We start from the raw sequence: 13,086 nt of genomic DNA, 5'->3' as shown, positions 1-13,086 counted from the left end.
TACGTTCTATTTTTTTTTGCCTTTTTGAAAAAAGTGATTAAAAAACTATTGACATTTTGTTACCGGAAGAACTAGCCAATCAGTTGGGCGTATCCAGACAGGCAGTATCTAAGTGGGAAAGTGCAGGAGCTGTTCCAGATTTGCAAAGAATTTTACAGATGTATCTTTTTGACGAACCGGAAGCTGCATTATCCCCACAGAGACAGCTTACATTGTTGATGCAAATATATAGTTGTGCAAAAGAGGGAGCACAGTTTATTATAGTTACGCATTCGCCAATTTTGTTAGGAATACCTGATGCAGATATCTATTGTTTTGATGATGGACGAATACATTTATGCGAATATGAAGAAACAGAGAGCTATCGGGTAACAGAAATGTTCATAAATAACAGGCAGATGCTGTTGGATAAATTGCTAACAGATTAGACAAGAAAGGAATCGACGGATTCAAGTTTGTGAAATTAAGAAAATCAGGATTGTAGAGGAAAATATTACATGAAGAAATTAGGACAATAAGCGGGAATCCTCGGCAATTCAATTACCGAGATGAAAGCGCAGGAGTGTGCATGGCTGCACATTGAAATAATCTGATAATATAATAATCTCCCTTGATATTAATGCCATAACTGGCATATAATCAATCGAAAATATGTTTGATTTTTTGTTGCGTATTTCCGCTCATCATGTTATACTATATGTATGAAAGAAAATCTAATACATTACAGGACTTGTGTATGTAATATCAACTACCATATGGTGTGGTCGGTGAAATACCGGCGGAAGATATTAAACCCAGAAATTGAGGAATACCTTCAGGAACTGGTGCAGCAGATTGCTGAGGATAAGGGGTTTACCGTTCATCTATTCGAATGTGGTGAAGGTGACCATGTCCATTGCTTTGTATCAGCTCCGCCAAAGCTGTCCATAACAGCAATTGTCAAGTATCTGAAGGGGATCACCGGCAGAAAACTGTTCGAACGTTTTCCGGAAATAAGAAACCAGCTATGGAAGGGAGAGCTGTGGAATCATTCCTATTATGTGGAAACAATCGGATCTGTATCTGAGGAAAATATCCGCCGTTATATTGAACATCAGAGCAAGTCGTATTGATTTAAGACGGACTGTGAATAGCGGTCCGCATAACTGTCTGAAGGGGGAAGAGGAATGCTGCTGTCACACAGAACATCTGTAAAAATCCGGCCGGAATATTCCAATATCATAGGGCATATGTGTTATGCAGCATCCAAACTCTGGAATATCTGTAACTACGAACGTCACCATTATAAAGAACTGGGACTGGAAAAGTATCCTGACTGGTATTACCAGAAAAAAGCACATAAAGGAAATCTGTGGTATAAACAGCTTCCGTCACAGACAGCACAGGAGACCTGCAAGCAGCTGGACAAAGCATGGAGATCCTTTTATGTCCTTAAAAAGACCGGAGGGATCAAAGATCCAAATCCACCTCATTTTAAACAGGGAAATATACCGGTCACATACATGCAGATGGGGCTCCGGCATGAGAAAGGTTCGGACCAGCTGCGGCTGTCTCTGCCAAAGGATCTGAAAAGCTACATGGAAGAAACATATGGGATCCATGAAAAATTTCTATATCTTGAAAATAAGATTTTCAGGGACATGGATCATATAAAACAGCTGCGGATTTATCCACCGGAAAACGGAAAATGCGACCTTATTGTTATCTATGAGATTGAAGAACCAGAGCAGCTCTCTCAGAATGAACATTATTTATCTGTTGATCTGGGACTTCATAATCTGATGACCTGTTATGATTCCGAAAATGGCAGGACTTTTATCCTTGGAAGAAAATATCTTTCATTGGAAAGGTATTTTAATAAAGAAATCGCCAGAGTGCAGTCAGTATGGTATGCGCAGCAATCGGAAAGAGGAATAAAATATCCAAAATCATCGAAACATATCCGGAGATTTTACAGGAAAAAGCAGAATGCAGTAAAGGATTATCTTCACAAAGTGACCAGATGGATTGCAGAATACTGCAGAAAAGAAGATATCCGCTGTGTGGTTGTGGGAGACATGCGAAATATCCGCAAAGAAAAAGATATGGGGCATAAGACCAACCAGAAGCTTCACAGCCTGCCGTATAATAAGCTGTATATCATGCTGGAATATAAGCTGAAACTGTATGGGATTCCATTGATAAAACAAGAGGAAAGCTATACCAGCCAGTGCAGCCCATTATCACCGGAAGTATCAAAAAGATATGCAGAAGCATCAAACCGAAAAGAACGGGGCATGTATATAACTGATGGAGTAAGATACAATGCAGATGCAGTAGGAGCATTTAATATCCTGCGGAAATATCTTTCCGTATCCGGAAAGCAGAAAGAACTGTCCGTAACCGGACTAAAAAATCCAGAAATAATAAAAGTAGCTGCATAGCCGAAAGGCAAGCAGTATTGGTGTCATGGACGCACCCTGAAAAAAGGCAGTATCCCGCCAGATTTCAGATGCTCTGATAACTCAGTTGCCGAGTAGTTCACTATTGGTATCATTAAAAACGTTTGCCTTTTTTGTAGGCTGGGCTATATGTGTTTCAATTTTGCCTATACCAGATACAAAAAGTGCGGCAGTCTGGAGATTTTGGGCAGAATTGATTCCATTATTGTCAGTTATTGGTTTTACAATTATTTTCTGGTTAATAGATAAAAGAAACATACGATTACATCTGACTGGAAAACCTGTTTATAATATCGTACTTGGGTGTATCACAGGAGCTATTTGGTTAGGAGTATCTGTTGTAATATTATCTTTAACAGGGGCCATACATATTAATGGCAGAAACCAAATTTCTATGCTTTGGTTATGGTTATTTTCAGCTTTTATCAATAGCGTTATGCAGGAAGTGTTAGTTCGTGGTTACTTATATCAGATGATAAAAAATAATTACAACATAGTTGTCGCTGTCCTTATATCTACCGGATTATTTACATTTGCACATGGTGGGGCTTTTGAGGCAGGAATACTTCCTGTACTAAACGTTATAACGATGAGTCTTTTCGTGACGGCAGTTTTGGAATACACGGAATCCTTAGTTGCTCCGATTGTAATCCATTTTTTATGGAATGGAGTTGGTGCAATTATTTTGGGTGGAGTATCATTAGCAGAAGATTATCCGCATTTGTTCAACATGGTAATTAGTGGAAATTCAATTTTGTCGGGTGGCAGCTGTAAAATTGAAGGTGGCATAGTTGTACTGTTTATGAACTTGATTTTAATGTTTGGATTCGTAATGGCAAAAAAGAAAAGGGACAAAAATCTATAATTTCAGTTTTATTGTACTTTTCTAATTCGAGACACACTGTGCCCTGAATTGAGCTGGTCACATTATCGTGCCCTGATGCGTATAAATGATGAGAAAACAAGAACAAATGCAATGTAGACCTGGGATTTAAAAAACTATACTATAGAAAAGCGTTAGAGGTGGCAGCGGGAATGAAAAATAAAATTTTGGTGATAGAAGATGACCGTGCAATTTCAGAATTGCTGTGCATGAACCTGGAGGCAGCAGGGTATGAGACTGTGGCAGCGTATGATGGGGAAGAAGCCCAGAGGCTGCTCTTATGGCAGGAGGACGCGGACCTGGCAGTAGTGGATATCATGCTGCCGGGAAAAGACGGGTTTGCATTGATGGAGGATTTTAAAAAGAAGAAGCTTCCGGTGCTCTACCTGACTGCAAAGGATGATGTGGCTTCCAAGGTGAAGGGATTAAAGCTGGGTGCGGAAGATTATATGGTAAAGCCTTTTGAGATGCTGGAACTTCTGGTACGCATTGAGAAGGTGCTGGAGAGGACGGGACGGGCCAAGAAAGTCTTAACGGTCCGGAACATCCTGGTGGACATGCAAAGCCATCAGGTCTACAAAGACGGGCTTCCGGTAAGCCTAAAGCCAATGGAATATGACCTCTTTGTGCTGCTCCTGCAAAATAAGAACATTGCGCTTGGAAGGGAAGAACTGTTAAAACGGGTCTGGGGAGAAAACTACCTGGGAGAAAGCAGGACGGTGGATGTCCATATCGGACAGCTCAGAAAAAAGCTGGAACTTTATGATGAGATCAGGACGATCCCGAAACTTGGATACCGTCTGGAGGAATAAGGATGAAGCTGTGGAAACGAACGGTACTTCTTATGCTGGTAACGCTATTATGTGCCCTGATCCCAGTGGGAACGCTAAGTCTTTATATCACAGGAAAACGAAGCCTCAATAATGCTGCAGAGACCTACGGAAGACAGCTGGAAAATGGCAAGATACTCCTGGAACAATTTTGGGATAACAGCAAATATGAGCAGATGTCCGAGACTGGAAAGCAGGCTTATATGGGCTTTCAGTTCCAGCGATGCTGTGGGGAAGGCATGGCCCTGATCGACCGAAAAAGCAATGCCGTCATTGAAAACCTGACAGATTATAAAGTGGTGGGGCTCGAAAACTTAGGCTTAAAGGATGAAGGAGATCCGTATGCCTACAAGATACAGAAACTGGGACAGAAATACCTCCTTCTCCAGCTGGAACCATTATCCAGACCGGAAGGATACGAAGTCCTCTCTGTCCGGGAAGTCACAGGGCTTTTTGCAGAGCTGAGACAGACCGCTGTCTGGTTTTTGGGAATTTATCTGGCTGTGTTCCTGATCGCCGGCCTTTTTATTTATATGATGATGCGAAGAACTGTGGAACAGATGGAGAAGTTACAGGAAGTGGCAGAGAAACAGGAGCTGCTCATGGGGGCACTTTCCCATGAAATGCGTACCCCGTTAACGTCCATTATCGGGTATTCGGATACCCTGCGCCATGTAAAGCTGAAAGATGAACAGAAAGACCGGGCACTGGAACATATCAACCGGGAGGGAAAGCGCCTGGAGGCTCTTTCTGGGAAGATGCTGCAGATGCTGGGGCTTTATCAGAACCATGCCATACAGATGGAAATGACCATGGCAGGTGACCTTTTAAACCATGTCATAGACATGGAAAAAGAACAGGCAGAAAAGAAAGCGGTGCATCTCAAGATGGAATGTGAAGCTTTTTCCATGAAAATGGATCCGGCCTTGATGGAAAGCCTTCTGATAAACCTGATCGACAATGCCCTAAAGGCTACGGATGCCGGTGGAAGCATTTGGGTAAAGGCTTATGAGAAAGCTGGAAAAAAGATCTTTGAGGTGTCGGATACCGGAATGGGGATCCCGGAGGAAGAACTGGGAAAGATCACAGATGCATTCTATATGGTGGACAAATCACGAAGCCGAAAAGAAGGCGGATCCGGACTTGGGCTGGCACTCTGTGTGAAGGTGGCTGAAATCCATGGCGGATGCTTGAAAATCGAAAGCAGACAGAGAGAGGGGACCACGGTAAGAGCCATCTTCTGATTTACAATTTGTTTACATCTTGATGAATACATCGGCGAAGCAATATGGTACTCTTTTCTCATAAGAAGAGGGTACCTTTTTTAATACCGAAAGGAAAGGATGGAAAAAGGATGAAGAAAATAAAAATGTTTATGGGAGCCGTTCTGTGTATGAATCTTTTGACATTATCCGGATGTGACCGTATTGTCCAGTCTGCTGTTGTGGAAGAAAAGGATCAGACAGAACAGAAAAAAGAAGAGAAAAAGGAGACAGTTCAGAAAACCGTTGCCGAACAGGTACAGGCACCGGAAACATACCAGACAACGATCCAGGCAGATCTAAGATCAGCGGACCGGGAGGATAAAGAAACTCCGATGAATTTTACCCTGACAGCGGATGCACCGGTAAAAGTGCCGGATGTAGATGCAATCTGTTTAAAAAAGGTAAAAAGAATGGCGATTCCTGAAGAAGAACAGAATAAAATAAAAGACACATTCGGAAAAGGACAGCCCATGCAGGAAGAGAAGAATGAGAACGAACAGGCGGGGACATATACAGTAGATGGACTGACCTATCGGTATTCTTATACACAGAGTGAGCAGGTATCGGATGTGGAGGAACTCGGATTTGGGATAGCGAAGTTTATCTTTGACGATTGTGGAGACATGACCCTGGAATCGAGTGAGAAAAAAGAAAGGGAAGAACGCTTTCAAAATTATATAAAGGCAGGAAGCGGGAAAGTATCTGAAAAGGAAGCAAAGGAGAAGGTTTCAGGTCTTGTGTCCGGAAACTGGGAGATATTTGAAAGTTCCTCAAAAGCACTTACTGAAGGAAGCACTACCCTGGAAAAAGATGATTTCATTTTTGAACGGATGATAGACGGGGTTCCGGTTAATTATGTGAGGGAAACCTCTCTGCCTGTTAATGAGCAGGCTCTTGAATGGGAAAACGAAGATGGAACACTTCATGAAGGACAGTCTGAAGGATGGGAAAATGAAGTACTGACGATGGACTTTTGCAGTGGGACACTTCAGAGTTTTCTGCACCGAAATCCCATAGAAGCATCGAATGCTTCCGATGAGAGGCTGTTCTTACTTCCTTTTGATGAGGTCAAGGATATCTTTGAAAAAACGATCACTTTGCAGGTAATGACAGAAGACAAGAATCGGCTGATCTCTGTCGATGGAGGAAGCCACTACCGTTATCCGTCCATTGATGCACAGAGTGCGGAGATAACCATAACAAAGGTACAACTGGGTTATATGTGCATGCCAGACAGTGAAGGCAGCGATACCGAAGCAGTCCTGATCCCGGTGTGGGATTTTTATGGAACCTGGACATCCAAAGAGCCAGAGTATGAGTACGGAAATGGGGAGGATGGACCGGTCATGGGAGACGTAACGATGGATGCTGCAGGTGTTCCACTCCTTACGATTGATGCACGGGATGGAAGCGTAATACAAAGGATTCAGGCTGGATGGGCGGCTTCTATGGGTTCCAAGGATATAAAATAGAGTGTGAATTTCAATTTCTAATCAATGATGACCGAAAGACCTGGAATTTCAGGTCTTTCTGCTTTACAGGAAAAAGAAAAATGCGTTATACTTTTCCTATAGAAAAAGGTTGGAGGGATATGTATGGCAGAAAAAATGGCAGAGCAGATTGCAGAGATTTTAAAAGGACCTAATTTTCAAACGGCAGAGAAAGCACTGACAGATTTCTGCGGAACGATGGATGGGGAATTCAGGAATCTTCTGGTGGATATTATTGTGGAACGATGGATTGATACGCCTAAAGACGTACCGTTTTCCTATGCCCGCAGCATTTGGAATCGGAAAGATATAAATAGAGAAGAGTATCAGGCATTGCTGGAGGAAATCCGAAGCTATCCCATCGCACCGATCAACAAGGCAAAGATATCGGATTTTTTATGGGTTGTGGAAAATGATTTTTCAAATGCTAAAATAGCAGAAACGGCTTATTACGAACACTTGAAGAACACCGGTGCATTTGCAGATCATATCATGGCTATAAACCGGATCTTGTTTATCTCTAAAAAAATCCGAAGCAAGGAAATCAATGAAGAGGTGCGAAAGAATCTGCTGATAAAAGTATTAGAAGAGTATGATAACAGCAGCCACGCAAAAATTGGATATTTGATAAAAACCGCCATGGAGGAAAAAGTGGATACAGGATATCTGATCCCTTATGTGGAAAATATCTTGAAAACTTACGATGATAATAGCTGTGATGCACCGCTCATTGGTAAGTTTTGTGATCTGTTGGAAGAACTCTATTGCAGAAAAAATAACTGGCAGAAGAGGCAGAAGAAAAAGTGTATTACTGAACCTAAACTGATTGCGATACGAAGACGTAAGATTCAGGCTATCCGGATGGAGGCTGAATATGCCGGGGCCTCTTCCAAAGGAAATTTAATGAGAAAGATTCACTATTTGAAAGAGGTTATTCAGTTGTTAAAGACCATACAGGGTACGGAAGAAGAAAGAAAGGCACTGTTGCAGGAAATAGCACAGATAGAAGAAGCTTCCCTTTCGGAGATGATGGTATGGAGTGATAAACAGGATGCCAGCGGCATTGTAAAAGAACTGTTCCGCCAACTGGAAGATCTTGATAAAGAAGAGGCATTATGTTATTTTGCTTCATTTCTTCCGATTCCGGTAAGAGAAAAGGTAAAGAATCAAGTATTAAATAGGACTGGGATCCTGAACACGATATTTCCAGCGGCAATCCTTGGAAAAGGAGGAAAATTAATTGCTAAAAGCAGGCCTGTGAAAAAGCCTGATGGAACAATCGATGAAGGTGCGCTTAAGGATAATATGGAGCGGACAGCAGCCATGGAGATGGATTATTTTGCACAGATTCTGGTGAGAAATACGTTTGAATATATTCGTTCCAGATTTGTGATCGAAGAGAGTGATGTAAAAAAGATTGTAGATGTAAGTTGTGCGATTCCAGAGGGGAGAAAAGAATCGTATACCAAGGGTCTTATGTTTGGCTTTTCAGGAGATTTTTTGACGGCGCTAAGTATCCTGATTCCACAGATAGAAAATGCAGTAAGATATCTGGCAGTGGAATGTGGAGAACCTGTTTACAACATGAATGAAGAAGGGATTGAAGAAGTAAAACCAATGCACGCTGTCTTAGAATTGGAAGGAGTAAAAGAAAGCCTGGATGAAGACCTTATATTTGCTTTAAATACGATTTTCTGTTCAAAATTTGGATTTAACATGCGCAACAATGTGGCACATGGAATGCTGGATGATCAGGCATTCCAGAGCTTTAAAGCTTTGTATATCTGGTGGTTTGCACTGAAATTTTGCTATCTATTCTGCGGAAAATTACAGGAGGAGAATAGAAGCAAAATAAATAAAAAGCTGAAACAGCTGATGGAGAAGAAAGATAATATGGATGAGAATTAATATAAAATGGTTGGACGGATGGTATGGTTTCCTTAAAAAGTGTTCGGAAGTATCTGGCAAGCATAGCGTTTGGACATCAAAACGCACTTTGGGGACGGCCTCAACCCCCGGAATGTGTAGCACTGAGAGTAAATCTATAAATATAATATGAATTATAAAAACACTCCAACTTATTAGTAGTCAGAGTGTTTTTCAGTTCAAATATCCTTGCAGATAACAATATCATCAGAAAAAGTGTATAATTACAAGGAAAGAATTGATGAAAAAATTTATCTATGCAGAAAAATGTTGATGGATTGAGAGGTGATAAGTGTGAGAATTGATAAGATTTGTAAAACGTGTGGATTTGACTCCAATGGTGTGTGTGGCATGTATACCACATGAAAGGAAGGCGAAGAGTGCGATGACTGGGAAGCTTCTTTGGAGTATTATACCGAGATTACGAAAAAAGCACCTTGGTATATTAAGAAACCTTATGATCAATGTAAAATAAGTTATGAAAAATTTCTGGATCTTTTACAACAGGATGAACAGGGAGTCGGTGTAGAAATAAATATTTATGATGCGATTGAAAAAGTATATGAATTAAATTCGGTAGAACTAGCAGGGGTGTTAGATGTGTCTATGGGAGTGTTGGGATATGCCAGCACTCAAAGAACGATACCAAAGAGAAAAAGACAATTTTCAAGCAGGCTACATATTCCGGAAAGCTTCTTTGATGAGTTTTTATCTACACAGCTGGATGCATTAAAGAAATGTAGAGAAGAATTTCGTGATTGTTATGGGGACGAGCTGATAGAAAAATTTAAGCAAAATGGTTATGCTGCAATGGAAGCAAAGATAGAAAAACAAAATGCAGTCGATAAAATAAAAAATGAAAAGTATAGGGAAGAAAACCAGAACAGATATCAGTATAAGGAGAAGACAAAAATGTACCATGATCTATCTGATGATTACAAATCCAGGGACTATGTGATTGCGATAACCTTAAAATAAGGCGATTATTATGGAAATATATTCTATGAATACAGCTCTGGAGGATATGGCTTGTCTGTGGACATAATGGAAGATATTTTGCAATTTATTGAAAATCTGGATTGTGAAGAAATCAATGAGTTAAACGAGGAAGGTCTCTTAAATAATAATATAGCCTTGCAAGCAGACATAAATGGCAAGGATATTCATTTTGAACTGAGAAATGATGCAGGGGAAAAGCTCGAAAAGACAATCCCGGAAGATGAATTGCAAAAATACATTGTTGGTTATGAAATGATCCGGTGCGATGGACGTGGAATGAAAAAGGAACGCAGAAAATGTGGTTCCTGCGAAAATTTTACACCGATAGAAGGCTGTGCAAAAGGAAACTGTTCTGTTAGAGGTGATATCATTCAGAGAAGCAGAATTATATGTTCCCATGATTATGTGTTGAAAGCAGATAAAGTATTATGTTAAAATCGTCTCGTACTATCAATGGAAAAGATGATTGTATAGATTTACTATAGAAATTAGAATATATAAATTGTAAGGATATATTGTGTGATATTGCACTTTATATGATAAAAACAAGATAAAAACGCAATGCATATTTTTAAGATATGCTAGAGCTGGTATGTAGCCCAGCCGTCCTATGTAAATAGGGTAAGTAACCTGCCCCTCCGGGTTGTCCATTCTTTGTTCAATTCATTTTAGGAGGGATTTTTATGGACAAAACAAATGGAAAACTGACGGTATATTTTGAAGAACCATTTTGGGTAGGCGTATTCGAGCGTATTGAGGATGGTAAATTATCTGTAGCGAAGGTAATATTTGGTGCAGAACCAAAAGATTACGAAGTGCAGGAATATATTCAACAATACTATTTCAGTTTGAAATTCAGTCCGGCTGTTGAAACTGTTGTAAAGGATATAAAAAGAAATCCGAAACGGATGCATCGAGAAGTAAAAAAGCAGACAATAGGGACAGGTATTGGCACAAAATCGCAGCAAGCATTGAAGTTACAGCAGGAACATAACAAACAGGAGCGTAAAGAGAGAAATCGCAAGAAAAAAGAGGCGAAAGAACAGCGAATGTTTGAATTGAAACAGCAAAAGAAAAGAGAAAAGCATAAGGGGCATTAAAAGCCTCTTGGGCTTTAACTCAAATCGGGATTGACCGAGCGCATTGGGCGAGAGATACTTCTTGTTTGAATGGCAAGAAGATGGAATTGAGAGTTTAGAAAATTGGAATTCAAGGAGCATATAGATGAAATTAGCAGATTTAGCAACAGGTTCTGATTGGATAGTGTGGATTGTCTTTGTAATATTTGCTGCACTTTCTATAACTTTACTTTCTGGACACGGAAGCTGGTTTATTTCTGGATATAATACAGCTACAAAAGAAGAAAAGGAAAAATATGATGAAAAGAAGTTATGCAGAACAATGGGAATTGGAATGTCTATTATAGCAATTCTTGCATTAATTATGGGCGTGCTTGAAAATATTTTGCCTGCATTTTTTGTATATATTGCATTGGGAATTATTTTGATTGATGTCGCGGTAATTATCATTTTGGGAAACACGCTATGCAGAAAGTAATAACTTCCAGTTAGTTGAGATGTTGCAAAATTTGGAATCAGGAGAGAATAAGAATGATTAACAATTTGATGTATATTGAATTAAAAACGGGATATTCTGATGATGGTCCGGCATGGATTGGATATGTCAAAACTTCAAAAAGTAAGAAAACAATCTATTTTAATGACCATGCCTTTCAGAAAAATATCGGTAACTATGCAAATTATATAGATATTGAGAATGGTGATAAATATTGGATTTCCGGACTGAAAAAGGAAGAGAGCAATCGTCATTGGGCAGGACATGGAAAGATTATGGTTGATCGTAGAGCTGTTAATGAATACCTTTCCCTGATTGGTGAAAAGGAATTGCCATTAAATCTGTTTGAAGTAGTTGATATTGAAGATAGATTTCCGGTTAAAAGAGTAAAAGAATTATTGAATGAGAAGAAATAACAATGCCAGCAGTCTTGCAATATTGAGTTTAAAAAAATTGTGACATTCTCACATATGACCGAGCGCATTGGGCGAGAGATACTTCTTGTTTGAATGTTGGAATGATTATAGGTATTTGTTTTCGGTATGAAAATACCGTTTATTTATTCCAGACATAAGATGTCCGGTTGAAAATTAACGGATTCTCGTTTTATGTCGTGGTAATTTTGGTGCATATTGGTAAGCTGTAAGTGGAAGAGAGGTAGAGATATGGATACAAAAAAGATTGGAGCTTTTTTAAAGCAATGTCGTAAAGAAAAGAATCTTACGCAAGAACAGCTTGCCGAGAAGTTTGGGGTATCTGCAAGAACAGTTTCCAGATGGGAAACAGGAATAAATATGCCAGATCTCAGTGTACTTGTTCAACTTGCTGAATATTACGATGTTGAGATGAGAGAGCTCCTGGATGGAGAAAGGAGCCAGACTATGAATAAAGATATGAAAGAAACACTGGACAAAGTTGCGGTGTATGAAGAATGGGTGAAACAAAAAGCATTAAAGGCTGGAAATCTTGCATTTGCATCAATGTTTGTGATTGGTGTGTTAGCGATTATTATTCAGATGCTATTAATGGTGGATACTCGTTTGGTTTTGGGAGAGATAGTAACTGTCTTAGTAGGAGGAATCCTATATGTAGCTATTATGGTGTATAATGGAATATGGGATAAATGCCTGCCAAAAAGTGCTGCTATATGGCGAAATTTTCTCACCAGTGTAATATGTGCAGGAATTTTTACAGTCATCTATGGTATATGTTTATTTAGAATGGGAGCTACAGAAACACAGATAACACGATTGGCATTGGGATTTCTGATAGGTATTACTATTGTGTCATTTATTATTCTTAGGACCTTAGCATTTATTAATCGAAAAAGAAATCAGAATTCACCAAATGTTCAGGAGAGAAAAGAAACTTCCCAATCTAAGACAGAATGGACAAAGATTTATAATGCACAGAATATAGTAGAGACAGAACAGCTCGTAGAAATGTTAAAGCAAAGTGAAATAGAAGCTTTTTCCCAGGAAGCAGGTGCGAATGTTGCAATGCATGGGGCACCCGGATTTGGAATATATGGCGTGGATATATTCGTGAAAACCGATGATACAGAGAAGGCAGTACAGCTGATCAAGGAGATTAATAACCAAGAGAATGAAGAAATTTTTTGACATTGTCACATATGCGTGCTAATATGATTATAGAAAAAGTGTGCTGCCGATAAAC

The 13,086-nt window shown here is 39.7% G+C and carries 13 protein-coding genes and 2 pseudogenes; all 15 read left to right on the top strand.

The genetic code is table 11. The annotated features are described in order from the left end of the window. Positions 1 to 47: 47 nt before the first annotated feature. Positions 48 to 161, top strand: a pseudogene (locus LKD46_RS16875) (helix-turn-helix domain-containing protein); the annotation flags it as partial. After that, positions 159 to 428 (top strand): annotated as a pseudogene (locus LKD46_RS11820) (AAA family ATPase); the annotation flags it as partial. The pseudogenes LKD46_RS16875 and LKD46_RS11820, both read left to right, overlap by 3 nt. A 273-nt stretch (positions 429 to 701) precedes the next feature. Continuing rightward, positions 702 to 1,112 carry an IS200/IS605 family transposase gene (gene tnpA, locus LKD46_RS11815; protein ID WP_192925805.1) on the top strand — a complete coding sequence of 137 codons (411 nt, stop codon included), beginning with the start codon at positions 702 to 704 and terminating at the stop codon, positions 1,110 to 1,112. A 54-nt stretch (positions 1,113 to 1,166) separates the two neighbouring features. Next, complete coding sequence (locus LKD46_RS11810) at positions 1,167 to 2,423, top strand: RNA-guided endonuclease InsQ/TnpB family protein (RefSeq protein ID WP_015525011.1); 1,257 nt, start codon at positions 1,167 to 1,169, stop codon at positions 2,421 to 2,423. Between the two features lie 103 nt (positions 2,424 to 2,526). Continuing rightward, positions 2,527 to 3,306 (top strand): CPBP family intramembrane glutamic endopeptidase, encoded by a 780-nt coding sequence (locus tag LKD46_RS11805; protein WP_227574172.1) that lies wholly within the window; start codon positions 2,527 to 2,529, stop codon positions 3,304 to 3,306. A 170-nt stretch (positions 3,307 to 3,476) separates the two neighbouring features. Continuing rightward, complete coding sequence (locus tag LKD46_RS11800; protein ID WP_117738848.1) at positions 3,477 to 4,136, top strand: response regulator transcription factor; 660 nt, start codon at positions 3,477 to 3,479, stop codon at positions 4,134 to 4,136. Between the two features lie 2 nt (positions 4,137 to 4,138). Continuing rightward, complete coding sequence (locus tag LKD46_RS11795; protein ID WP_118069960.1) at positions 4,139 to 5,398, top strand: sensor histidine kinase; 1,260 nt, start codon at positions 4,139 to 4,141, stop codon at positions 5,396 to 5,398. A 110-nt stretch (positions 5,399 to 5,508) separates the two neighbouring features. Beyond that, positions 5,509 to 6,891, top strand: coding sequence for a DUF6034 family protein (locus LKD46_RS11790; protein WP_227574171.1), 1,383 nt, complete (start codon positions 5,509 to 5,511; stop codon positions 6,889 to 6,891). Positions 6,892 to 7,014: 123 nt separating this feature from the next. Then, positions 7,015 to 8,817 carry a DUF4209 domain-containing protein gene (locus LKD46_RS11785; protein ID WP_147603554.1) on the top strand — a complete coding sequence of 601 codons (1,803 nt, stop codon included), beginning with the start codon at positions 7,015 to 7,017 and terminating at the stop codon, positions 8,815 to 8,817. A gap of 420 nt (positions 8,818 to 9,237) precedes the next feature. Continuing rightward, on the top strand, positions 9,238 to 9,813 hold the full coding sequence (locus LKD46_RS11780; protein ID WP_227574170.1) for a hypothetical protein: 576 nt from the start codon (positions 9,238 to 9,240) through the stop codon (positions 9,811 to 9,813). Positions 9,814 to 9,864: 51 nt separating this feature from the next. Further along, positions 9,865 to 10,269 carry a hypothetical protein gene (locus LKD46_RS11775; protein ID WP_110103126.1) on the top strand — a complete coding sequence of 135 codons (405 nt, stop codon included), beginning with the start codon at positions 9,865 to 9,867 and terminating at the stop codon, positions 10,267 to 10,269. 248 nt (positions 10,270 to 10,517) lie between these two features. Continuing rightward, positions 10,518 to 10,934, top strand: coding sequence for a YjdF family protein (locus tag LKD46_RS11770; RefSeq protein ID WP_015525019.1), 417 nt, complete (start codon positions 10,518 to 10,520; stop codon positions 10,932 to 10,934). 124 nt (positions 10,935 to 11,058) lie between these two features. Next, positions 11,059 to 11,391, top strand: a complete 333-nt coding sequence (locus LKD46_RS11765) for a DUF3784 domain-containing protein (RefSeq protein WP_059085803.1) — start codon at positions 11,059 to 11,061, stop codon at positions 11,389 to 11,391. Between the two features lie 53 nt (positions 11,392 to 11,444). After that, positions 11,445 to 11,825: a hypothetical protein gene (locus LKD46_RS11760; RefSeq protein ID WP_059085804.1), complete on the top strand. Its 381-nt coding sequence runs from the start codon at positions 11,445 to 11,447 to the stop codon at positions 11,823 to 11,825. A 249-nt stretch (positions 11,826 to 12,074) separates the two neighbouring features. Beyond that, a complete protein-coding gene (locus LKD46_RS11755; RefSeq protein ID WP_161208812.1) occupies positions 12,075 to 13,031 on the top strand; it encodes a helix-turn-helix domain-containing protein in 957 nt (318 codons plus the stop codon). The last annotated feature ends 55 nt before the right edge of the window (positions 13,032 to 13,086 follow it).

Source organism: Blautia fusiformis, assembly GCF_020686995.1.
Classification (GTDB): Bacteria; Bacillota; Clostridia; order Lachnospirales; family Lachnospiraceae; genus Blautia_A; species Blautia_A fusiformis.
Note: the sequence above shows the minus strand (reverse complement) of the source record. Positions and strands in the feature narration are given on the sequence as shown.